Origin of the sequence: Streptomyces sp. SDr-06, assembly GCF_003324565.1 — a bacterium.
GTDB lineage: Bacteria > Actinomycetota > Actinomycetes > Streptomycetales > Streptomycetaceae > Streptomyces.
Map to the genome: position 1 here is coordinate 393,499 of NZ_QOLA01000002.1, position 21,270 is coordinate 414,768.

The 21,270-nt window shown below is 73.5% G+C and carries 20 protein-coding genes and 1 riboswitch; of the genes, 5 read left to right on the forward strand and 15 right to left on the reverse strand.

Features of this window, described 5'->3' with window-relative positions; translation table 11 throughout:
• Positions 1-91: 91 nt before the first annotated feature.
• On the forward strand, positions 92-1,693 hold the full coding sequence (locus DT019_RS06130) for a fused response regulator/phosphatase (RefSeq protein WP_114035597.1): 1,602 nt from the start codon (positions 92-94) through the stop codon (positions 1,691-1,693).
• Between the two features lie 121 nt (positions 1,694-1,814).
• On the opposite strand, the gene DT019_RS06135 is transcribed toward DT019_RS06130, so the two are convergent.
• From DT019_RS06135 to DT019_RS06160, 6 genes are all read right to left on the reverse strand, one after another.
• Positions 1,815-2,528: a TetR/AcrR family transcriptional regulator gene (locus DT019_RS06135; RefSeq protein ID WP_114035598.1), complete on the reverse strand. Its 714-nt coding sequence runs from the start codon at positions 2,526-2,528 to the stop codon at positions 1,815-1,817.
• Between the two features lie 61 nt (positions 2,529-2,589).
• Positions 2,590-3,654, reverse strand: coding sequence for a PDR/VanB family oxidoreductase (locus DT019_RS06140; RefSeq protein WP_114035599.1), 1,065 nt, complete (start codon positions 3,652-3,654; stop codon positions 2,590-2,592).
• Between the two features lies 1 nt (position 3,655).
• The gene (locus DT019_RS06145) at positions 3,656-4,543 is read right to left on the reverse strand and encodes a metal-dependent hydrolase (RefSeq protein WP_114035600.1); all 888 of its coding nucleotides are present in this window, start codon (positions 4,541-4,543) and stop codon (positions 3,656-3,658) included.
• A 66-nt stretch (positions 4,544-4,609) separates the two neighbouring features.
• A complete protein-coding gene (locus DT019_RS06150; RefSeq protein ID WP_114035601.1) occupies positions 4,610-6,544 on the reverse strand; it encodes a hypothetical protein in 1,935 nt (644 codons plus the stop codon).
• A gap of 76 nt (positions 6,545-6,620) precedes the next feature.
• Complete coding sequence (locus tag DT019_RS06155; protein WP_114035602.1) at positions 6,621-7,415, reverse strand: tyrosine-protein phosphatase; 795 nt, start codon at positions 7,413-7,415, stop codon at positions 6,621-6,623.
• A 29-nt stretch (positions 7,416-7,444) separates the two neighbouring features.
• On the reverse strand, positions 7,445-8,026 hold the full coding sequence (locus DT019_RS06160) for a rhomboid-like protein (protein WP_114035603.1): 582 nt from the start codon (positions 8,024-8,026) through the stop codon (positions 7,445-7,447).
• Between the two features lie 99 nt (positions 8,027-8,125).
• Here DT019_RS06160 and DT019_RS06165 point away from each other — a divergent pair, with 99 nt between their 5' ends.
• A complete protein-coding gene (locus tag DT019_RS06165; protein WP_114035604.1) occupies positions 8,126-8,509 on the forward strand; it encodes a hypothetical protein in 384 nt (127 codons plus the stop codon).
• Positions 8,510-8,560: 51 nt separating this feature from the next.
• On the opposite strand, the gene DT019_RS06170 is transcribed toward DT019_RS06165, so the two are convergent.
• From DT019_RS06170 to glnII, 6 genes are all read right to left on the reverse strand, one after another.
• Entirely contained in the window at positions 8,561-10,006 is a 1,446-nt protein-coding gene (locus DT019_RS06170) for a DUF1996 domain-containing protein (RefSeq protein ID WP_114035605.1), read from the reverse strand.
• 98 nt (positions 10,007-10,104) lie between these two features.
• Positions 10,105-11,250 carry a methyltransferase gene (locus tag DT019_RS06175; protein WP_114035606.1) on the reverse strand — a complete coding sequence of 382 codons (1,146 nt, stop codon included), beginning with the start codon at positions 11,248-11,250 and terminating at the stop codon, positions 10,105-10,107.
• A 74-nt stretch (positions 11,251-11,324) separates the two neighbouring features.
• Positions 11,325-11,972, reverse strand: a complete 648-nt coding sequence (locus tag DT019_RS06180; RefSeq protein ID WP_114035607.1) for a LuxR C-terminal-related transcriptional regulator — start codon at positions 11,970-11,972, stop codon at positions 11,325-11,327.
• Entirely contained in the window at positions 11,957-13,222 is a 1,266-nt protein-coding gene (locus DT019_RS06185; RefSeq protein ID WP_114035608.1) for a sensor histidine kinase, read from the reverse strand. Before DT019_RS06185 ends, DT019_RS06180 begins: the two co-directional genes overlap by 16 nt.
• Before the next feature lie 256 nt (positions 13,223-13,478).
• On the reverse strand, positions 13,479-14,063 hold the full coding sequence (locus DT019_RS06190; RefSeq protein WP_114035609.1) for a winged helix-turn-helix domain-containing protein: 585 nt from the start codon (positions 14,061-14,063) through the stop codon (positions 13,479-13,481).
• Positions 14,064-14,437: 374 nt separating this feature from the next.
• A complete protein-coding gene (gene glnII / locus DT019_RS06195) occupies positions 14,438-15,469 on the reverse strand; it encodes a glutamine synthetase (RefSeq protein WP_114035610.1) in 1,032 nt (343 codons plus the stop codon).
• Between the two features lie 314 nt (positions 15,470-15,783).
• Between glnII and DT019_RS06200 the strand changes: the two genes are divergently transcribed.
• Positions 15,784-16,689 carry a Gfo/Idh/MocA family protein gene (locus DT019_RS06200; RefSeq protein ID WP_114035611.1) on the forward strand — a complete coding sequence of 302 codons (906 nt, stop codon included), beginning with the start codon at positions 15,784-15,786 and terminating at the stop codon, positions 16,687-16,689.
• Here the strand turns inward: DT019_RS06200 and DT019_RS06205 are convergent.
• Positions 16,686-17,045 (reverse strand): arsenate reductase family protein, encoded by a 360-nt coding sequence (locus tag DT019_RS06205; protein WP_114035612.1) that lies wholly within the window; start codon positions 17,043-17,045, stop codon positions 16,686-16,688. The genes DT019_RS06200 and DT019_RS06205 overlap by 4 nt on opposite strands.
• Positions 17,046-17,162: 117 nt before the next feature.
• Between DT019_RS06205 and DT019_RS06210 the strand changes: the two genes are divergently transcribed.
• Positions 17,163-17,444, forward strand: coding sequence for a hypothetical protein (locus tag DT019_RS06210; protein WP_114035613.1), 282 nt, complete (start codon positions 17,163-17,165; stop codon positions 17,442-17,444).
• 70 nt (positions 17,445-17,514) lie between these two features.
• Here the strand turns inward: DT019_RS06210 and DT019_RS06215 are convergent, their stop codons facing one another.
• Positions 17,515-17,877 carry a metalloregulator ArsR/SmtB family transcription factor gene (locus DT019_RS06215; protein ID WP_114035614.1) on the reverse strand — a complete coding sequence of 121 codons (363 nt, stop codon included), beginning with the start codon at positions 17,875-17,877 and terminating at the stop codon, positions 17,515-17,517.
• A 76-nt stretch (positions 17,878-17,953) separates the two neighbouring features.
• A riboswitch (cobalamin riboswitch) is annotated at positions 17,954-18,166 on the forward strand.
• Between the two features lie 28 nt (positions 18,167-18,194).
• Here DT019_RS06215 and DT019_RS06220 point away from each other — a divergent pair.
• Positions 18,195-19,301 carry a HoxN/HupN/NixA family nickel/cobalt transporter gene (locus DT019_RS06220; protein WP_114035615.1) on the forward strand — a complete coding sequence of 369 codons (1,107 nt, stop codon included), beginning with the start codon at positions 18,195-18,197 and terminating at the stop codon, positions 19,299-19,301.
• 12 nt (positions 19,302-19,313) lie between these two features.
• Here the strand turns inward: DT019_RS06220 and DT019_RS06225 are convergent, their stop codons facing one another.
• Complete coding sequence (locus DT019_RS06225; protein ID WP_114035616.1) at positions 19,314-21,200, reverse strand: ABC transporter ATP-binding protein; 1,887 nt, start codon at positions 21,198-21,200, stop codon at positions 19,314-19,316.
• Positions 21,201-21,270: the final 70 nt, after the last annotated feature.

Here is a 21,270-nt window from a genome sequence, read left to right on the forward strand (position 1 = left end):
GGCCCCCGGCGCTACGGTGGGTCGCGGGTCCGTGTCACGGTGCGACACCTCGCCCCGGTGGGCCCCGAGACGATCGGCGGTGAGTCGGAGGATGCCCGTATCCGGGGACACGACGGTTCTCGTGGTCGACGACGTCGACGCCAACCGCTGCGCCATGGGCGCCGTCCTGAGCCGGGCCGGTCATCGGGTCGTCCCGCTGTCCAGCGCCTCGGCCGCGCTGGTCGAACTCGACGCCCGGCTGCGCGCGGGAGCGCTGCCCGACGCCGCCGTCGTCGACGTGGGCCTGCCCGACATGGACGGCTTCGAACTGTGCCGCCGCCTCAAGTCCCACCCGGGCATCGCGCCGATGCCCGTCGTGCACTTCTCGGCGGCCTCCCTCACCCCGCGCGACCGCACCCGCGGCCTGGACGCGGGCGCCGAGGCCTATCTCACCGTGCCGGTCGAGCCCGAGGAGATCCAGGCCGTCGTGCGGGCCGCGCTGCGCGGCGCCCGGCTGCGCCACGAGTCGGCCGCGCGGGCCGGCCGGCTCAGCCGCCTGGCCGAGGCGACCGCCACCCTGCACCGGGCGCGCTGCCCGCAGGAGCTCGCGGACGCGGCCGCCGCCGCGGCCACCCTCCTCACCTCGGGCCCCGTGACCGCCTTCGTCTTCGCCGCCGACACCTCCCTCCACGTGGGCGGCGCGCCCCGCTGGGCCACCGCCCCCGACCCCTCGACGCTCGCCGCGCTGCTCCGCCGCGCCATGGCCGCGGGCGACGGCGTGCGCTCCGTCCTCGCCCCGGCCCCGCTGTGGCCGCCGGAGCCGTTCGGCCGGGACGGGGCACGGCTCGTGCTCGCCCGGGGCCAGGCCGACCAGCCGCCCGTCTGCCTCGCGGTCCCGGCCCGCCTGCCGTACGGCCCGGAGACCGAGGCGCTGCTCTCCCGGCTCGCCCAGTCCCTGGCCGTCGCCGCCGAATCCCTGCGCACCTACGCCGAGGAGCGCCACATCGCCCTCACCCTGCAACGCAGCTTCCTGCCGCAGCACGTGCCCCGGCTGCCCGGCGCCGACCTCGCCGTCCGCTACGTCCCGGCCTCCAGCCGCGCCGAGATCGGCGGCGACTTCTACACCGCGCTCACCACACCCGCCGGTCTCCTGGTCGGGGTGGGCGACGTCGTCGGCCACTCCCTGGACGCGGCCACGGTCATGGTCGAGCTCCGGCACGCCCTGCGCGCGTACGCCACCGACGTCCACGAACCCGCCGCGCTGATCCGGCGCCTGGACAGGATGCTCCAGCGCTACCACCCCGAGGCCACCGCGACGCTCTGCCTCGCCCTCATCGACCCGGCCACCGGCCTGGCCCGCGTCGCGAGCGCCGGGCACCTGCCGCCGCTGCTCCTGCCGCACCGCGGCGGAGCCTCGTTCATCGACATCCGGGGCCCGCTGCTCGGCCTCGGCCTGCGCCACCCGCCCTCGACCCGGCTCCGACTGGGCCCGCGCGACGGCCTGTTGATGGTGACCGACGGCCTCATCGAGCGGCGCGGCGCCGACCTGGCGGACTCCCTGGAACAGCTCAGAAGCGCCGCGGCCGCCGCCCCGGCCGGCACCGGGGCGCTGTGCGACAGGCTGCTCGACCGCTTCGGCGACGACCGGGAGGACGACGTGGCCCTGCTCGCGCTGCGCCTCGGCGCGGCCCGAGGGCCTTCTCTCCCGGCGTGACCGCGGACGGGCCGCCGCCTTCGCCGTCCGCCTTTGCGGGCTGCTCGCCGACCTCGTCGGGGGCGACGGACGGGGTGGCGAGGGCGAGGGCGGATGCCAAGCGCCGGTCAGGCCGCGGGGTTCAGCCGAGGCGGGGCGCGGGCACCAGGGGGAGCAGGGCGCCGAGCCGGTCCACCAGCTCGCCGAACGGCCCGTCGGCGGGCTCGTCCGCGAGCATGGGCAGCACGATCGCGGCCATCTCTGGGTCGTAGGCGGCGCTCACCGCGGCCAGCGCCGCGAAGTCGTGCACCAGCTGCAACTCCAGCTCGCCGCGCGGAATCCGCCGCCCGTCCAGCCAGATCAGCGCCGTCGACTCGGCGAGCGAGACCCACGACCGTACGACCAACTCAAGCCGTGCGGGCGGCTGTTGGACGCCCAGATGCGCCAGGATCTGGAGGTAGGCGGCGTTGCGCACCTCGTCGATCATGGCGTTCGCGGTGCTCGACCCCACGGCGGGGCCGCCCCGCATCAGCGCGGAGAAGCCGGGCCCGTGCTCGTCGACGAAGTCGAAGAACCGGCCCATCACGCGCAGCAGCCGGGCGCCGAGCGGCCCCTCGTGCGGCTCCACGAAACGGCCGGCGAGCTCGTCCGCGGCCCGGCGCAGCGCGGCCTCGTACAGGCTCTGCTTGCCGGGGAAGTAGTGATAGACCAGCGGCCGCGATATCCCCGCGGCCGCCGCTATTTCGTCGATGGACACGTCGTCGGGCGAGCGGTGGCTGAACAGCTCCAGGGCGACCCCGATCAGCTGCTGCCTGCGCTCGTCGACGCCCATCCTGCGCCGTACCCCGGTCGTCATGCGAACAGAGTACCCAGGGGGTGGCCCGCCGGGGCAGGCCGGGCCGCCCCGGCGGGCGCCCCTACAGGTCGAGGACGAGCCGCTCGCCGAGGCACCTCGACACACAGATCAGCATCGAGTCGTCCCGCTCCGCGTCCGTGAGCAGATCGTCGCGATGGTCGATCTCGCCCTCCAGGACGCGCTGTTGGCAGGTTCCGCAGAAGCCCTGCTCACAGGAGTACGAGACGCCCGGAAGCTCCGCGCGCAGGACGCCGAGCAGTGAGGTGTCCGCCGGAACGGCGAGCGTGCGACCCGAGCGGCGCAGTTCGACCTCGAAGGCCGCGCCCGCCGTGGCCGCGCCGGGCGCGAACCGCTCCAGGCGCGGGACGCGGCCGGGGCCGAGCGCGGCACCGACCGCGTCCATCAGCGGATCGGGGCCGCAGCAGTAAACGACCGCTTCGGACGGGGAGTTGGCGAGGAATCCGGTGATGTCGGGCCGCCCGAGTTCGTCCTCGGGGACGACCGTGACCCTGCCGCCGAGCCGCTCGATCTCGTCGAGGAAGGGCATGGTGGCCCGCGAGCGCCCGCAGTACAGCAGCCGCCAGTCCTGGCCGCGGGCCTCAACCGCCCGGAGCATGGGCAGGATCGGCGTGATGCCGATGCCGCCCGCGACGAACGCGTACGAGCCGCCGCTCACCAGCGGGAAGCGGTTGCGCGGGCCGCGCACCGACAGTTCGACGGCCTCCTGGAGCTGTTCGTGCACCTCGCGCGAACCGCCCCGGCCGTCCTCGACGAGGCGGGTCGCGACGGTGTAGGAGCTCCGGTCGGCCGGGTCGCCGCAGAGCGAGTACTGGCGCACCAGACCGGAGGGCAGCACCAGATCGAGGTGCGCGCCGGGTTCCCAGGCGGGCAGCTCCGAGCCGTCCAGGGCTTCAAGACGCAGCCGTACGACGCCTTCGGCGGGCTCGGTCCGCTCGGTGACGGTGAGCTTCAGGGCGCGGGTGGAGTGCCGGGTGCCCTGCCCCGAGACGGGGTTCTCCAGGGCGGGCAGCGGCCACAGCGGCGAGGCCTCGATGCGGCGGCGCAGCGCCCGGCGGGCCAGCAGGGCGGCCCCGGCGGCCAGGGCGAGGGTGGTGGCACGGCGCATGTCACCGGCCTCCGTTGGCGCCGGGGGAGGAGGCGAGGTAGGCGACGGCCTGGGCGGTGCTGCCCTCCTGCGAGGGGTGGTAGGTGCGGCTCAGATAGCGCGGGATGGACCTGAGCATCGCGGGGGTGGAGGGCAGCATGCCCTTCCTGCCCGCCCGGTAGAACTCCCCGAAGCTCGCCCTCCCGTCCGCGAGCGTCGGATCGTTCGCCATGAAGAAGCGGGCCCCGCGCTGCCACAGGAAGGCGAGCGCGGTGAACGCGGTCGCCCAGGTGCGCACCCGGCGCCGGTAGCCGCCGTCGACGTGCATGAACAGCTCGAAGGCCACCGAGCGGTGCTCGACCTCCTCGGCGCCGTGCCAGCGCAGCAGGTCCAGCATCATCGGGTCGGCGCCGCGTTCGTCCAGGGTCTCGGCGTTGAGGATCCAGTTGCCGAGGAACGCCGTGTAGTGCTCGATCGCCGCGATCGTGGCGACCCGCTCCATCAGCCACCAGTGGCGCGCCCGGCCCGGCGGCAGCGTCCGGTCCCCGAGCAGCTTCTCGAAGAGCCAGTCCACCTGCGCGGTGTACGGCGTCGGATCGAGGCCGAGCTTCTTGAGGTGGGGGAGCACGTCGTCGTGCGCGGCGGAGTGCATCGCCTCCTGCCCGATGAAGCCGATGACGTCCTCGCGCAGCCGGTCGTCCGTGATGTACGGCAGCACCTGCTGGTACACGTGCACGAACCAGCGTTCACCGGCCGGCAGCAACAGGTGCAGCACGTTGATGGTGTGGCCGGTGAACGGGTCGCCGGGTATCCAGTGCAGCGGGGTCTTCTCCCACGCGAACGAGACGTTCCGGGCCTTGAGCTCGATGCGCTCCTCCGCGACCGGAGCGGGCTGCGGCGTATTAGACATGGCGTCAATGTACTGACGGGTACGCCGCGGCGACAGGGGTGTGCACCCACTTGTTGGCCCGCGGGCTCAGCGCAGGGTGCTGATCGGACTCCCGTCCGCGAGCTTCCCGTTGAGCTCGGCGCGTGCCCCCTCCTTGGCCCGTACGGCCAGCAGGTTGCCCCGCTCGCCGCCGGTCATCCCGCCGGACAGGGCCACCGACGCCACCTGTTCGCTGCCCGCCGCGAGCACGAACCAGGTGCCGCCGCGCGACTTCCACAGCACGCCCGCGAGCACCCGCGCCTCGCGGATCCCGCAGGCCGCCGAGTTCTCCGCGCGGGCCGCGATGGCGCCCGGAGCGAGCTTGGCGGAGGGGGCCTGGAACTGGGCGAACACCCGGCTCCCCGCGCCCCGCCAGGTCTCGGCGCGGGTGCAGATCCAGTCGGCGGTGCCGTTGCCCTCGGGCAGCGCCTGCTGGGCGAACTGCCAGTCGTTCACCGAGCGCACCCCGTGCGAGCGGACGGTGGGCAGCAGGCACGCGGTACGCGCCCAGCCCTCGCGCGCCGAACGGTCGCCGACGTCGCGGGCGTCCGACGGCGGCCCCCAGGTGAGCCGGGCCGGGGCGAGCTCGCCGAGGTCGGTGACGAGCCGCACCCCGCTGTCGTCGTGGAACTCCAGCGCCTCCCAGGACGTGCACTGGCGGGCCTGTGAGGGCGAGACGACCGGGTCGGTCACCCCGTCGCGGTCCCGGTGCAGCGGCCGTGCCCCGGCGTCCGGGGTCAGCAGATCGCGTACGGAGGCCTCGCGCACCCAGGGCGCGGTCAGATAGCGCACGTTGCCGTCGGTCCGGCCCACCACGAGCGCGCCCGCGGACGCGGTGTCGGCCGCGTCCACCCGAGCGAAGTCCAGCGCGGCCCCGGCCGTGCCGTCGCGCGGCTCGGCATAGCGGGCGACCCGCAGCCCGTCGTAGAGCAGCACGACCCTGGCCCGGTCCACATCGCCCGCGAACAGGAGCTGGGGCGAGCCCATCGGCGGGCCCGACGGGGTGCCCGGCGTCGCCGACACCTGCACGGCCGGGCCCGGCCGCGCCCACACGGCGAGCGCCCGCCGCAGCAGTCCCGAGTCGCCGAGCAGACCGCCCCGGGCCGGCCACACCGAGAAGTCCGTACGCGTCGCCGTCGACCAGGCCGTGGGCTCGACCCGCAGCAGCCGGCCGGGGTCGAGCGCCGCCCGGGCCGCCGGGTTCTGCGCGTAGGACGGCGCGGCCGCGCCGTCCGGACCCCAGCCGTCGCCCGGCAGGCCGATGAGGGCCCCGCACACCACCAGGGCCGCCACGGCGGCGAGCGCGGCCCGGCCGTGCTGGCGCCGCCGCATCAGATCGGTGGGCCGCGCCTGGAGCGAGCAGGGGTCGAACTCCGCGGACTCCAGGAGCCCGGCCTGCGCCGTGACGGTGTCGGCCTCGGCGAGCGCCCGGCGCGTCTCGCCGACCCCGGCGGCGTTCAGCTCCGCGCACACCTCGTCGTCGCCGAGCCGTTCGAGACCTCGCAGCACGTAGGCCGCCCGCGCGGGGCCCGACAGGGCGGAAAGGCGCTGGTCCAGGGCGAGTTCATCGGCGCCGCCGGAGCGCGGGAACAGCCGCAGCCCCCGGACCTGCGGCAGCAGCGGCGGGAACTGCGCCCGCTTGGGCCACGCCCTGCGGCGCAGCGGGAGCCCCGCTTCGAGGGCCTGGCGCACCACCTGCCGCCGCACATACACATACCCCGGGTCCCCGCCGCCCTCGGCCCGCCGGGCGCCGGGGATGAGCCCGTCGTCGGCGGCCGCGCCCCGGCCGCGCGGCAGCGAGCGCTGCACGATCGCGTGGGCGGTCAGCACCCGGCGGTTGCGCCCGAGGGAGGGCGGCAGCACGAGGTAGGCGAGCCGCACCAGTCGCGGATAGTGCTCGACGAGCGCGGCCTCGGCCTGCTCGACGCCGACGGAGGGGGCGGGTGGGTTGAGGATGTCCTGCTCTGGGGCCACGTTCAGCAAAACGAGCGAATGTGGAGATGGTCACCCCGTACACAACCCACCCATCGATCAGGGGAGTTGACGGTGGGGGCCGCCGTCAGGCGATGAGCCGTTCGCGCAGCCGGGCCACCGCGTCGTCCGGCACCCCGAGTCCCTCGCGGACGTACTTCTCCATCGAGCCGTACCGCGTGGCGACCTCGTCGAGGGCGGCCGCCAGGTACTCGGGGACGACGCCGATGATGGCGAGGGCGATCTCGGGGTCGCCGCCCTGCGCGATGAAGCCCTCGATGAGCGGGGCGAAGGCCTGGCGCACCGCCGGGTTGACCGAGAGGTACTCGCGCTCGACGGTCGCCTCGTCGGCGCCGAGCAGCGCCAGGATCACCGTCGCCCCCCAGCCGGTGCGGTCCTTGCCCGCCGTGCAGTGGAAGAGCAGCGGGCCCGCGTCCTCGGCGGCCAGTTCGGTCAGCAGGGTGCGGTAGGCGGCGCGGGCCGAACCGGAGGAGACCAGCGAGCGGTAGGTGTCGGCGAACAGGGCCTGCGCCTTGCCGCCGCCGAGGTGCTCCTCGGCCACGATCGGGTCGGCCAGGATGTGCTTGAGCTGGGCGGCGGCGGGCGCTCCGGCGGCCGACATCTTGTCCGCGAGCGCGTCGGCGATCAGCAGCCGGGCGCCGCTCGGCACCCGGTCGGGGTAGTCGGCGCGCTCGGCGCCGGTGCGGAAGTCGATGATCGTACGCAGCCCGAGGGCGGCCACCGCCGGATCGCCGGCCGGGTCCATGCGGTCGAGCTGGCCGGCGCGGAAGACCAGGCCCGAGCGGACGGTTCGGCCGCCGGACAGCGGGGTGGAGCCGAGGTCGCGCAGGTTGGCGACGGTGGTGGCGGGGATCGCGATCATGTGCGGGAGGCTCCTGAGCGGGGTGAAATCTACCGGTTTCGAACCGAACGGTAGTCCACGGCCATCGCCACTCCGAGACCGAGTCCCAGTGCCGCGCAGTGTCCCGCGTCCGTGAAGGTGCGACCGGGCCGCAGCAGGGGCCGCGCGGCCAGCGCGAGCAGGGCGATCCGCGCGCCGCCGCGCAGCCGTCCGTGCGGCAGGGCCGACGTCAGCGCGCCGAGGACCGCGTGGAAGCCGTAGCTGGTGCCCACGTCCAGGGCGGCGCGGGTGGCGGGCGAGGGACGGCCCGCGCGCAGCCCGCCGTACACCAGCAGCGTGGCGCCGACGTGGCCGAGCAGGAACACCCCGGCCGCCCACCAGGCTCCCCGCGCGTACTCCGCGTAGCCGAGCACCGCGAGCAGGAGCAGCGCGTAGGGCAGCTCCATCGGCGCTTCGACGAGCACCGCGCTGGTGGCCAGCGTGCCGTACCGCCCCTGGGACAGGTTGTCGGCGTTGGTGGAGCACGAGCGCAGCAGGTCGTGACGGGCCCGCTCGCCGAGCAGCCGACGGCTCGCGTACGCGATGAGCTGGACGCCGCCGACGTATGCGGGCGCGAGGGTGGGTACACGCATGCGTCCATGATCGGACATGGCGGACCCGGCCGCCTCCTCGCCCCGATGAAAGTCCTCAAGTCGCCTTGTACATAAGGGAGTTGAGGGCAAGATGGGGTGATGCGAAACGATGCGCGAGGGGTCCTCGGGGTGGTTGTGGCCGTCGCCGTGATGACGGGGTGCGGTGCGTCCTCGCACGCGCCCACGACCGCGAGCGGGACCCTGGAGCAGCTGGCCGCGCGGGCCGCGTGCAAGCCGGTCGTCTCGACGGACTCGGCCGAGCTGCGGCAGGCCAACTGCGCGACCAAGGACGGCCGTTACGTGCTCGCCACCTTCGCCACCGACCGCGGCCAGCGGGAGTGGATCAACGAAGCACGGGACTACGGCGGCGTCTACCTGGTCGGGCGCAAATGGGTGGCGGTCGGCGACCAGCCGGTGGTCACGGCACTGCACGGCCGGCTCGGTGGCAGTGTCGAGACCGGGACCATGCATTCCGGACACTGACCGAATCGGCCGCGCAGCGGCAGGTGCCTCCTCGCGTTCACGCGCGGGGGGTCAGGCGCAGGAGCGCCCGGTGTTGATGCAGTTCACCGCCTTCCCCATCAGCTGATCGCTGAAGACGTCGATGAAGTCACCGTGATCGGTGACGGGCTTGTGGAGCTGCTCGGGGAACGAGTCCACGGCGAAGGCACCGGCTTTGGCGGGCAGGTCGTAGACGATGCGCTGCACGAGCTGGGGGATCGCCGTGAATCCGGCGGGGCAGGCGCCGCTCCTGTCCGCGAAGGCGACATGGGTGCGGTGGTTGGCGCTGTCGGTGTTCTTGCCGTCCCAGCAGCTCTGGAACTTGAAGGTGCGGACCACTTTGCTGCCCTGGGGGCACAGCGGGTACTTGTCCTTGAGCTGGCGGTTCTCGAATCCGGTGCAGCTCCAGGAGGCGTTGGCGTTGGCATTGCCGTTGGTGAACGCCTTGGCGTCACCCGTGATGATCCGCAGGAAGCGGGGCATGGCGGTGACCTTGCCGACCGGGCTGCCCACCAGCTGGATCGTCGCCTGGACCGGGGTCTGGATCTTTCCGAGGTTCTTGTCCTTGCCGCCGCCGTCGGCCCGCGCGTCCGTGTCGTTGCCCTGGTTGAGCACCCGCACGACCGGCCAGTAATAGGTCGACTTGTCGCCCTGGTTGCGGCAACTCGTCCGGCCCCTGGCGAGATCGTCGTCGCTGGCGAAGGCGTCCGTCGCCTGGTTTCCGACGTAGTCGTGCATGTGGTGGGCGCCGTTGCTCACGCCGGGTGCGACGATGACGTTGTCGGGGTTGCGCTTGCCGTTCTGGTTGCGGCCGCAGTCGCTGGTGAAGGTGCCGGTGGAGGCGCCGGGCCCGGGCCGGGGGGCCGCGGCGTTCGGCCGTACCGACCGGATGTCGACGAAGTCGCCGCGCGCGAGCCCGGAGGCGGAAGCGGCGGCGTGTGTGGCGTTGACGGCGTTCTGGCCGTCGCCCTGCGCGCCTGTGCGGTCGCCGGGCGCGGGGGCGTCGGCGGCCCGCATCGTGCAGGCGGCGAGCCCCTTGCCGTTGAGGTCCGGCTGCCCGGTGGCGTCCGCGATCCGCCCGATGGCATCGGTGCGCTGCCGTTTCAGTGGGGACAGGACCATGGAGTCGGCCAGCTGGGGATTTTGCTGGATCCGGTCCTTGTTGTCCGCGAACTTCGTGTACGCGTCGGTGATCTGTGTGTCGAGATCGGCGAGCCGGCGGTCCACCTGCGGTCTGGCGGCGGGGGGCACGGTGGACAGGGCGTTGCCGACGTCCGGGCAGTCGATGGTCGACACCATCCGCATCCGCGCCATGTCCTGACCCGACGAGCCGGGGCCGCCCGAGGAGCCCTCACTCGCGGAGGCGTAGAAATTGACCGCGACGAGCCCGCCGCCGCCCAGGATGAGCGCGGCCGCGGCCATGGTCATCCGGCGGGGGAGGGCCTGCCGTTTTCGGGGTGAGCGTGCTGAGCGTCCCATGGAACTCCTTCGCTTGAAGCGCGCAGTTCCATACGGATGGGAAGGGTGGGGCGTTCAACGGCTCAGGAGATTCAAGGGAGTTGGAAATCCCTTCTGTGTCAGCGGGCCTGCTTCACCGCGCGCAGGACCACGAACTTCGGGTCGGACGCCACGACGTCACAGCTGCCGAACATGCGGCGGAGCTTCTCGTGGTAGCCGAGGTGCCGGTTGCCGACCACCCACAGCTCGCCGCCCTCGCGCAGCGCGGCGCGGGCGTCCGCGAACATCCGCGAGGAGGTGCGGTCTGTCGTCGCCTGGTGGGTGTGGAACGGCGGGTTGTTCAGGACCAGGTCCGCGGTGCCGGGCGGGAAGCCCGCCAGGCCGTCGCCGAGCCGGAACTCGGCCTCGCGCCCGGACCCCGCGCACATCCGGAAGGTGGCCTCGGCCGAGGCCATCGCCGGGTGCGACTCGTCGGCGAAGGTGACGCGGGCCTCGGGGTTGGCGAGCGCCGCGGCCGTGCCCACGATGCCGTTGCCGCAGCCCAGGTCCACGACGTGGTCGGGGCCGGTGCGCGCGGGCAGGTGCTGGAGCAGGAAGCGGGTGCCGATGTCGAGGCGGTCGGCGCAGAACACCCCGGCGTGGTTGGTCACGGCCAGCCCGGACGCGGGCCCGATGCCCAGCTCGAGGGAGTACGTCAGCGGCCACGGGTTGTGCGGCCGGACCAGCTCCGGGTCCGGCGTGGTGAAGATGAGCCGGGCCTTCTTCTCGGCCAGCGAGGTCTTCGTCGGGCCGAGGATCCGCTCGAACAGGTTCAGCGTCGAGGTGTGGATCTCCTTGACCATGCCGGTGCCGACGACGACGGTGCCCGCGTGCACCGAGGGCGCGACGCGGTGCAGCTCGTCCTCCAGGAGGCCGAGGCTCTTGGGCACCCGCACGAGCAGCACGTCGACCCGTTCGGGCACCTCGTCCCGGGTGGAGAGCAGGCGTACGGAATCCGGCGCGAAGCCCGCCCGCGCCAGATTGGCCCGGGTCGCCTCCTGGGCCAGGAACGAGTCGCTGATCTGCACCGGGCTGTGCCCGGCCAGCGCCGTGGTGAGCGCGCCCCAGCGGTCGCCGACGACGACCACGCTCCCGGAGAGGTCCAGGTCCGCGCCTTCGGCCAGGTGCCGCAGCAGATACTCGTCGGCGGCGTCCCAGGCCCGCAGCGGATCGCGGGGGTCTTCGGGGAATCGGGTCAGGTCGTGCTCGCCCCAGGGCGTGATCATGCGGTTCATTGTCCCGCCAGGCTAACCCGAAACGGCCGGGGAACCCGGCCGCCGCGGCTCGGGGCCGTGCCGTCTCAGCCCCGGTCGAGATAGGCGAGCACCGCGAGGACCCGCCGGTTGTCGTCGTCGGAGACCGGCAGGCCCAGCTTCACGAAGATGTTGGAGGTGTGCTTGGCGATGGCCCGCTCGGTGACGACCAGGCGCTCGGCAATCGCGGCGTTCGAGCGGCCCTGCGCCATCAGCTCCATCACCTCCAGCTCGCGCGGGGTGAGCCCGCCGAGCGGCTTGTCCTGCGCCCGGCGCGACAGGAGCTGCTGGATCACCTGCGGGTCCATCGCGGTGCCGCCGCCCGCCACCCGCCGCACCGCGTCGATGAACTGCGCCGCGTCGAACACCCGGTCCTTGAGGAGGTAGCCCACCCCGCCGTTGCCGTCCGCGAGCAACTCGCGCGCGTACAGCTGCTCCACGTGCTGGGACAGGACGAGGACCGGCAGGCCGGGCCGGGCGCGGCGGGCGGCGAGTGCGCACTGGAGGCCCTCGTCGGTGTGCGACGGCGGAAGCCGGACGTCGACGATCGCGACGTCCGGCTCCAGGTCGGCCAGCGCCCGGGTCAGCTCGGGGCCCGTCTCGACCGCGGCGAGGATCTCGAAGTCGAACGCCTCCAGCATCCTGACCAGGCCGTCGCGGAGCAGGAACAGGTCCTCGGCTAGGACAACTCGCAAGGGATCTCCATGGTCACCAGGGTGGGGCCGCCCGCGGGGCTGCTGACGGCCAGGACGCCGTCGAATGTACCGAGTCGGCGCTCGACCCCGCTCAGGCCGCTGCCCGCCCCGGCCCGCGCCCCGCCCTTGCCGTTGTCGCCGACGGAGACCCGCAACGCGCCCGCCGCGTACGACAGATCGACCCAGACGCTGTCCGCCTCCGCGTGCTTGACCGCGTTGGTGAGCAGCTCGCTGACCGCGAAGTACGCCGCCGACTCGACCGGCGCCTCGGCGCGGGCCCGCTCCGGCAGGTCCACCGACACCTCGGCCGGGACCGGGAGGCGCAGCGCCAACGCCCTTACCGCGTCGGCGAGTCCACGCTCGGCGAGCACCGGCGGATGGATGCCGCGCACCAGGTCGCGCAGCTCCGTCAGCGCCTCGGCCGAGGACGCGCGCGCCATCGCGAGGAGCTGCTTGGCCTTCGCCGGGTCCGTCTCGACGAGCGCCTCGATGGTGCCCAGGTTCATCCCCATCGCGACCAGGCGGGCCTGGGCCCCGTCGTGCAAGTCGCGCTCGATGCGGCGCAGTTCGGCCGCCGAGGTGTCCACGGCGTCGTGCCGGGTCTCGGTCAGACGGTCCACGCGCCGCGCCAGTTCGGCCTCGCGGGAGGGGGAGAGCAGCGCCTGGGCGAGCTGGAAGTGGCCGCGCAGCAGCGCCGGGTTGACGAAGAGGCCGAGGACGGACAGCGCGGTGCCGAGGGCGGCGGCAGCGTACGCGCTGCGCAGGCTGGTGACGTGGACGAACAGGAACCACAGTCCGCCCGCGTCGGCGATCGGCCGCCACACCCCGAGCGCGAGGACCCAGCCGTACCCCAGGTACAGGAGCAGGACCGGCGGCAGCAGCGCGGTGACGAACCCGGCCGTCATGTCGGCGAGCATCCAGCGCAGGTCGTGCCAGGTCGCCGGGTCACGCAGCAGGGTGGTGCACCGCCCGACCCAGCCGCCCAGGCCCGGACGGCGCGGCACCGGCCGGTACGCCGAGGGGATGCGCACCCCGCTCCAGCGGGCGGCCAGTTCGCGCCGGAAGTCGGCGTGGGCGCGCACCCGCCCGATGATCAACGGGGTCGTGAACACGCCGACGCCGGCCGGGATGAGGGCGAGGGACACGGCGGTCAGCGTGAACAGCAGGATCGACCCGACGAGCGAGACGAAGATGAGGGCGAACCCCCGCACCCCCGCGAGCAGCGCGTCCCGTGCCTTGGCCGCATTCATGTACGTCCCCGTCTCCCTGAGCTCCGCCGCGGTACACGCCCCTTCCGGAGCACCGCACTCCCCGTGGAGCGCCAAGCGCCGGTGGGGCCGGCCACCAGTGTCGCCGGGCGCCCCGCCCCGCGTCACGGGGTTCTGCCCCCGGCCCGGAGGTGGGGCTGGCAACACCCCCTGACCTCATGCGTTGCCCGGCCGCGGAGCCGCCGCAGACAGAAGGGCGGGGCGCCCCCCGGCGCCCCGCCCCTCTCCAACCCGCCCATCAGGGCGCGTACTTGTACCCCACGCGGCGCACCGTCTGGATCGCACCGCGGTGCTTGGCGCCCAGCTTGCGGCGCAGCCGGGCCACGTGCACGTCCACGGTGCGGCCGTCCCCGACGTGCCCGTAGCCCCACACCGTGGTGACCAGCTGGTCGCGGGTGTGTACCCGGTGCGGATGCGCCACCAGATGGGCTAGCAGCTCGAATTCGAGGTAGGTCAGGTCGAGCTGCTCCCCGTCGACCTCTGCGGTGCGGCGCACGGTGTCGATCCGTACGAGCGCGTCACCGCCGAACGCGGCGGGCTGGACCGGCACCGGCGCCAGGGGCTCGGGCGCCGCGGCGAGCAGCGCGGGCTGCTGGTCGGCGGGGACGAGCACCAGATAGCCGACCATCGGCGGGCGGCCCGGCAGGGCGGGCAGGGTGTGCTGGGGCGCGGGCAGCCAGGTCGCGCCCGGCGGCAGGAAGTCGATGACCTGACCGGCGGCCGGGACGGCCACCTCGTCGCGGTCCACGGCCCGCAGTCGGTGGCGGCCGAGCGGCACGGCGGCGGGGGCGTCGGAGTTCGGGAGGGTACGGGTGTTCGCCATGAGGGGTCAGCTCTTTCGCGCGGGAGTCGTCGAGGGGGACGTACGTCGTTGCGCGGCGGCCGAAGGCCTGGAGTGGATCGAGGCGTTAGAGGGCCGGCGCGTTCGTCGCGCGGCAACACACCCGGTCGAAGTCATGGTCCTGGCGGGACGGCCAGAACGGCTCAAGGTCGCTGCGACCTGTCGCGGGGTTCTGGATGCTGGACATGGCCCCATTCAACCAGACGATTCGCCCCGCGCAGCAGCCCCCTCCCACGGACTGATACGGATCCTTGGCACAGCGTGACCGGAACCCGTCCCTCCAACTCGGCGCGCCCCCCACGTCGAAGGGCGCCCACCGCGGCAGCGGAGGACGCCCTTGAGGACCGGCGGACGACTCAGACCTGGCCGGCCTTCTCCAGCCCGGTGCAGCAGGTGTCGACGATGAGGCGGGTCACCACGTACGGGTCGACGTTGGCGTTGGGGCGGCGGTCCTCGATGTAGCCCTTCTGGTCCACCTCGACCTGCCACGGGATGCGCACCGAGGCACCGCGGTCCGAGACGCCGTACTTGTACTGGTCCCACGGGGCGGTCTCGTGCAGGCCGGTGAGGCGGTCGTCGATGCCCGCGCCGTAGTTCTTGACGTGGTCCATCGGCTTGGAGCCCTCGCCCAGCGCCTCGCACGCGGTGATGATCGCCTCGTAACCCTCGCGCATCGCCCTGGTGGAGAAGTTGGTGTGGGCGCCCGCGCCGTTCCAGTCGCCCTTGACCGGCTTGGGGTCGAGGGTGGCCGACACGTTGAACTCCTCGGCGGTGCGGTAGAGCAGCCAGCGCGCCACCCACAGCTGGTCGGACACCTCAAGGGGCCCGACCGGCCCGACCTGGAACTCCCACTGCCCCGGCATGACCTCGGCGTTGATGCCGGAGATGCTCAGACCCGCGGCGAGGCAGTGGTCGAGGTGCTTCTCGACGATCTCGCGGCCGAAGATCTCGTCCGCGCCGACACCGCAGTAGTAGCCGCCCTGCGCGGCGGGGAAGCCGCCGACGGGGAAGCCGAGCGGGCGGGTGCCGTCGAAGAAGGTGTACTCCTGCTCGATGCCGAAGATCGGCTCCTGCGCGGCGAACCGCTCGGCCAACGGACGCAGCAGCGCACGGGTGTTGGACGCGTGCGGGGTGCCGTCGATGTCGAAGACCTCGCACAGGACCAGGATGTGCTCGCCGCCGCGGATCGGGTCCGGGCACGAGAACACCGGCTTCAGGACGCGGTCCGACGCATGGCCCTCGGCCTGGTTGGTGCTGGACCCGTCGAAGCCCCAGACGGGCAGCTCCGCGACGGCGACGGGCGAACCGGCCATGATCTTCGTCTTGGAACGGAGCTTGGCGGTCGGCTCGGTGCCGTCGATCCAGATGTACTCGGCCTTGTACGTCACGGAAGCCATCCTTTGCGGGAGCTGCGGGGTGCCTGCGCGCTGCCACGCTGCGGCGCTGTCTCTGTGGCGGCAGCCTCACACCCCGGCATTTCCCGTCCGTTGCCCGTTTGTGAACCCGGTGTTACCGCGGGTGTCGCGAGGCCGCCGGAGGGCCGCCGCCTCCTCGGTTCCTCCGAGAAGCGCCCCGGCGCCCCGGCGGTTCGTTCGAAGCGGGCCCCGCGGGCGGCGCCCCGGCCGTCTCGTATACCGGGCGCGCCCGGTGCCCGGCCGCCGCCGGTGGGGTGCCGTCGGCCGCTCCGGGCAGACTGGTCCTCATGAACCAGACCGGCAGCACCACCCGCATCGGCCTCCTCGGCACCGGCCCCTGGGCCGTCGCCACCCACGCTCCGGCGCTCGCCGCACACCCCGGCGTCGACTTCGCGGGCGTGTGGGGCCGCCGTCCGGAGGCCGCGGCCGCGCTCGCGGGGGAGCACGGGGTGGCGGTGTACGAGGACGCCGACGCGCTGTTCGCGGACTGCGACGCCGTCGCCTTCGCGCTGCCGCCGGACGTCCAGGCCCCGCTGGCGGTACGGGCCGCGCAGGCCGGCTGCCATCTGCTCCTGGACAAGCCGGTCGCGACGAGCGCGGCGGGCGCCCGCGAACTGGCCGCCGCGGTCGAGCGGGCCCAGGTCGCCTCCGTCGTCTTCCTCACGCTGCGCTTCGCGCGGGAGACCGCCGCGTGGGTGGCCCAACAGGCCGCCGTGGACGGCTGGTTCACCGGGCACGCCCGGTGGTACGGGTCGCTGTTCACCCCGGGCGCCGCGCGCAGCCCGTACGCCGCCTCGCCCTGGCGGGGGGAGAAGGGCGCGCTCTGGGACGTGGGCCCGCACGCGCTCGCCGTGCTCGCCGGGGTGCTCGGCGACGTGACCTCGCTGACGGCCGCGGCGGGCCCCGGCGACACCGCCCACCTGGTCCTGCGGCACGCCTCGGGCGCCTCCAGCACCGCCGACCTGAGCTTCACCGCGCCGCCGGCCGCCGCGGGCGTCGAGGTCTCGCTGCTCGGCACGGCGGGCGCCGCTGTGATGCCCGAATGGGGCGGCGCGCTCGACGCGTTCGCCGGTGCGCTCGACGCCCTCCTTGAGGCGGCCCGCACGGGGGTGCCCCACCCCTGCGACGTACGGTTCGGGGCGCGGATCACCGAGTTGCTGGCCGACGCCGAGGCGCGGCTCGGCCGGGACTAGCGCGACAGGGCGTCGCGTACCGCCTCGTCGGTGCGGCCCACCACGGCCGTGCCGTCGTCCGCCGTGATGATCGGGCGCTGGATGAGCCGGGGGTGCTCGGCGAGCGCCGCCACCCAGCGCTCGCGGGTCTCCGCGTCACGCGGCCAGTCCTTGACGCCCAGTTCCCTGGCGGCGTCCTCCTGGGTGCGGGTGATGTCCCACGGTTCGAGGCCGAGCCGGTCGAGCACGGCCCGGATCTCGTCGGGGGAGGGCACGTCCTCCAGGTAGCGGCGCACCGTGTACTCGGCGCCCTCCGCGTCGAGCAGACTCACCGCGTCGCGGCACTTCGAACAGGCCGGATTGATCCAGATCTCCATGCCGCCAGGCTACCCGCGCCGAGCCCCCAAAGCCCCGCTGGCCAGGGCCGATTGTCAGTGCCCCCCAGTAAAATGGAGGCAGTAAGTGAGGGTTCCCGACTGCCCAGGAGGATGCCCATGACCGCTGCCGTACTCACCTCGCACGCCCCGAAACAGCTGTCCCTCCAGCCCCTCCGCAAGGTGCCGCTGCCCGCGGGACGCCCGCGCGTGTGGTACGAGTCCCACAACCGGCGCCTGAAGGCCATGCGCCTGGCCATCGCCCTGCTCGACTCGGGGGTCTACCGACCGGAGCAGGCGCCCGACCGCACGATACGCACCGTGGCCGCGCTCATCGGAGTGCACCCGCCGTCGGAGACGACCTGCCGCATGGTGCGCGCGCTGATCTACGACGGGCGCTGACCGCGCCCGGCCCGGGTCGCGCCGGCGGGAAGCCGTCGGCCCGGCCCGGGCACGCCGACCCCTCGCACCGCTAACCGCGTCCGTTTGCCGCGTACGCGTCGAGGAGGCACGCGGTCGCCTCGTCGACCACGCGGTAGCGCACCACCCGCCCCTCCTTCTCACCCGCGACCGCCCCGGCCGCCCGCAGCAGCCGCAGGGCCTGCGAGACGGCCGGGTCGCGCATGCCCGTCGCCACCGCCAGGTCGGAGACGGCGAGCGGCCCGGCCCGGTGCAGGGCGAGCAGCAGCGCGAGCCGGTTGGCGTCGGCGAGCAGGGAGAACCGTTCGGCCCAGGCGCGCACCCGGTCCGGGTCACCGATGGCCGCGATGGCGTCGCAGACCCGGTGGCCGTCGATGGTGCGGTGGCCGACGCGCTCGGCGGGGACGAGATGCATGGACGCATCCTCGCAGCAGGACTCCGCGATGCCCCGTGTGATCTTCGATACCTGCACAGCTGTGCAGCTGGGCAGGCGAGTTGCCAGCGTCTAGGGTGACCGGGCCGTGGTGTTCGGGAAGACCGGTGCGAAACCGGAGCGGCCCTCGCCACTGTGATCGGGTTCCCCGGCTGCCGGGGAGCTGCCGTCCCCTCGCGACGCCACTGGCCAGGATCCACCTGGCTGGGAAGGCCGGGGCGGCCGCACCCACCCGTCAGCCAGGAGACCGGCCGCGGCATCTCACGAAGTGATCCACGAGGTGCTGGAGCGTGACCCGCATGACCCTGCCCGTTCGCACGTCCGCCGAACCCGGCGCCGCCGCGCCGTCCTTCCACTGGCGGCGCGAGGACACCGTCCGAACCGCCGTCCTCCTCACGGTGATTGCCGCCCTGCACGTCGTCGCCTTCGGCGTGCTGTTCCTGCTCGTGGCCCCCGAGCACTACGCCGTGGGCACCAAGACCTACGGCATCGGCCTCGGCATCACCGCCTACACCCTCGGCATGCGGCACGCCTTCGACGCCGACCACATCGCGGCCATCGACAACACCACCCGCAAGCTGATGGCCGACGGCAAGCGGCCGGTCTCCGTGGGCTTCTGGTTCGCGCTCGGTCACTCCAGCGTCGTCGTCGTCATGGCGGGCCTGGTGGCCGGAGGCGCCCAGCTCGCGGGCACCCTGATGAACGAGGACTCGCGCGCCCACCAGGTGCTCGGCGTCGTCGGAACCACCGCGTCCGGCTCCTTCCTCTACCTGATCGCCGCCCTCAACCTGGTCGCCCTGTTCGGCATCCTGAAGGTGTTCCGGGCGATGCGCGCGGGCGCGTACGACGAGAAGGAGCTCGAAGCGCACCTGGACTCGCGGGGCTTCATGAACCGCATCCTGGGCCGCTTCACCAAGTCCATCTCCCGGCCCGGCCAGATGTTCCCGCTCGGCTTCCTCTTCGGCCTCGGCTTCGACACCGCCACCGAGGTCACCCTGATGGTGATGGCCGGCACGGGCGCCGCCGCAGGACTGCCCTGGTACGCGATCCTGTGCCTGCCCCTGCTGTTCGCGGCGGGGATGAGCCTGTTCGACACCCTGGACGGCACGTTCATGAACTTCGCCTACCAGTGGGCGTTCTCCAACCCCGTCCGCAAGGTCTACTACAACCTCACCATCACCGGCCTGTCGATCGCGGTGGCCTTCTTCATCGGCACCATCGAACTGGTCGGCGTGCTGCACGAGAAGTTCGACCTCACCGACCCGGTCAGCGGCTGGATCGCGTCCCTCAACCTGGACAACGTCGGCTTCGTGATCGTCGGCCTGTTCGTCGTGGTGTGGGCGATCGCGCTGGCGTACTGGCGGCTCGGCAAGGTCGAGCAGAAGTGGGCCGGCACCGGGGCATGAGGCGCCCGGGGCTCACGCACCCGCGCGCGGCCCGGGCACTCCCCGGTCGTTCTGCAGCAGCCACAACTCCCTGAACAGGCCCTCGGTGGCGACCAGTTCGGCGAAGGTGCCCTCCTGGAGGACCCGGCCCCGGTCGAGGACCACGATGCGGTCGGCGACCGCGACGTTGGCGAGGCGGTGGGTCACCAGGACCACCGCCCGGTCCCGCGCGACGGTGCGCAGCCCGGTGAAGATGCGGTGCTCGGCACGGGCGTCGAGCGCGCTCGTGGGCTCGTCCATCACGAGCAGCCCGGCCGGGCGGTGGAAGGCCCGCGCGATGGCGATCCGCTGCCACTGCCCGCCGGACAGCTCCACGCCGCCGAACCACTCGCGGGCGAGCAGCGTGTCCAGCCCGCTGCGCAGCCCGTCCACGACCTCGGCGGCGCCGGAGTGGACGGCGGCCCGGCGCACCGCCTCGTCGCCGCCGTGCGGCTGCCCGAGCGTGATGTTGTCGCGCGCGGACATCGGCCAGTGCGCGAAGTCCTGCGGCACGACGGCGGTCTGCCGCCACAGCGCCGACGGATCGCACCGCTCCACCGCGACCCCGTCCCAGGTCACCGACCCCTCGCTGGGCAGATAGAGCCCGGTGAGCAGCTTGCTGAGCGTGGTCTTGCCGGACCCGTTCTCGCCGACGAGCGCCAGCACCTCGCCCCTGCGCACCTGGACCGTCACCTTCTCCAGGGCGGGCCTTTCACTGCCCGGGTAGCGGTACGTCAGCGACTCGGCCCGTACGACCTCCGGGGCGGGCGGCGCCAGGGTGCCGCGCGCCATCCGGTGGCCGCCGGCCTCCTCGATGAACTCCGCCCAGTCGTCCAGGTAGAGCCCGGTCCGGAACAGCCGCGTCCCATAGCCGACGACGCCCCGCAGCGAGGAGGCGACCGTACGCAGCGCGAACACCGCCGTGCCCGCCGAGGCCACCGACATCCGCCCCGAGCCGAGCAGATAGGCGAGCGCCGCCCACACCACCCCGGCCGCGACCCCGCCCGCCAGCGCCCCGGCGACCGAGTAACGGGCGCCCTGGTGCACGGCCTTGTCGGTCGCCGCGTCCACCCGGCGTCCGATCGCCCGGTAGCGCTCCAGCAGGAACTCGGCCATCGTGCACGAGCGCAGCTGGTCGGCGGTGTCCTTGTCGATCACGAACCAGCGCAGCAGACTCAGGGTGCGCCGCTCGGCGCTCATCGCCCGCGACGCCTCGTAGTGCACCCGCGCCGCCTTGACCCCGGCCACGCCCTGCGGCAGCGCGGCCAGCAGGAGCAGCGGGAGCAGTGCCGGATGCAGCACGGTCACGACCCCGGCCGCCGCCACCAGCGAGGCCACGCACGCCATCAGGTCCTGCGAGTCGGTCAGGAGCTGCTGGGCGACCTCGGCGCCCCGGTCGGCCGCCTCCCGCTTGTCGTTGAAACCCGGCTGGTCGTACGCCGACAACTCCGCCCGCACGGCCGCGGCCAGCATCTGCATCTCCGCCTCGCGGGAGATCCGCGGCGAGAGCCGGCCGGAGATGTTCACGACCACGATGCCGAGCAGCGCCCGCAGCCCGGCCGCCGCGGCGAGCACCGCGATCGACGGCAGCGCCTCGCGCAGCCGGTGCGCGATGTCCCCGCTCGCGATCAGCGCGGTGATCGTACGCGTCGTGGCGAGCAGCCCGAACGCCTCGAAGAACCCCGAGAGCGCCTGACAGCAGAGCAGCACGAGCACCGCCCGCCGGTCCACCCGCCAGGCCAGCGCCAACGCCTTGCGCACGAGCTGCGGCAGCCGCCGGGCCATGCTCCGCGTGGTCACGGGATGCCGCTGCAACACCTCCAACGAGCCCGACCGGTACCGCAGTTGCTCATCCGCCCGCCCGTCCACGACCTCCGCCATGCCGCCCCCTCCGCTGTGGGAATCCGCCCACTTTCCCGCATGAATCGCCCAAGGGGGTTGGTATGCGCGG

Excerpts from the sequence above, each read along its gene's own strand:
- DT019_RS06200 (WP_114035611.1), top strand. The coding sequence starts at position 15,784 with ATGAACCAGACCGGCAGCACCACCCGCATCGGCCTCCTCGGCACCGGC.
- DT019_RS06135 (WP_114035598.1), bottom strand. The coding sequence starts at position 2,528 with ATGACGACCGGGGTACGGCGCAGGATGGGCGTCGACGAGCGCAGGCAG.
- DT019_RS06210 (WP_114035613.1), top strand. The coding sequence starts at position 17,163 with ATGACCGCTGCCGTACTCACCTCGCACGCCCCGAAACAGCTGTCCCTC.
- DT019_RS06130 (WP_114035597.1), top strand. The coding sequence starts at position 92 with ATGCCCGTATCCGGGGACACGACGGTTCTCGTGGTCGACGACGTCGAC.
- DT019_RS06170 (WP_114035605.1), bottom strand. The coding sequence starts at position 10,006 with ATGGGACGCTCAGCACGCTCACCCCGAAAACGGCAGGCCCTCCCCCGC.
- DT019_RS06140 (WP_114035599.1), bottom strand. The coding sequence starts at position 3,654 with ATGCGCCGTGCCACCACCCTCGCCCTGGCCGCCGGGGCCGCCCTGCTG.
- DT019_RS06220 (WP_114035615.1), top strand. The coding sequence starts at position 18,195 with ATGACCCTGCCCGTTCGCACGTCCGCCGAACCCGGCGCCGCCGCGCCG.
- DT019_RS06145 (WP_114035600.1), bottom strand. The coding sequence starts at position 4,543 with ATGTCTAATACGCCGCAGCCCGCTCCGGTCGCGGAGGAGCGCATCGAG.
- DT019_RS06205 (WP_114035612.1), bottom strand. The coding sequence starts at position 17,045 with ATGGAGATCTGGATCAATCCGGCCTGTTCGAAGTGCCGCGACGCGGTG.
- DT019_RS06155 (WP_114035602.1), bottom strand. The coding sequence starts at position 7,415 with ATGATCGCGATCCCCGCCACCACCGTCGCCAACCTGCGCGACCTCGGC.
- DT019_RS06175 (WP_114035606.1), bottom strand. The coding sequence starts at position 11,250 with ATGATCACGCCCTGGGGCGAGCACGACCTGACCCGATTCCCCGAAGAC.
- DT019_RS06225 (WP_114035616.1), bottom strand. The coding sequence starts at position 21,200 with ATGGCGGAGGTCGTGGACGGGCGGGCGGATGAGCAACTGCGGTACCGG.
- DT019_RS06215 (WP_114035614.1), bottom strand. The coding sequence starts at position 17,877 with ATGCATCTCGTCCCCGCCGAGCGCGTCGGCCACCGCACCATCGACGGC.
- DT019_RS06185 (WP_114035608.1), bottom strand. The coding sequence starts at position 13,222 with ATGAATGCGGCCAAGGCACGGGACGCGCTGCTCGCGGGGGTGCGGGGG.
- DT019_RS06190 (WP_114035609.1), bottom strand. The coding sequence starts at position 14,063 with ATGGCGAACACCCGTACCCTCCCGAACTCCGACGCCCCCGCCGCCGTG.
- DT019_RS06160 (WP_114035603.1), bottom strand. The coding sequence starts at position 8,026 with ATGCGTGTACCCACCCTCGCGCCCGCATACGTCGGCGGCGTCCAGCTC.
- DT019_RS06165 (WP_114035604.1), top strand. The coding sequence starts at position 8,126 with ATGCGAAACGATGCGCGAGGGGTCCTCGGGGTGGTTGTGGCCGTCGCC.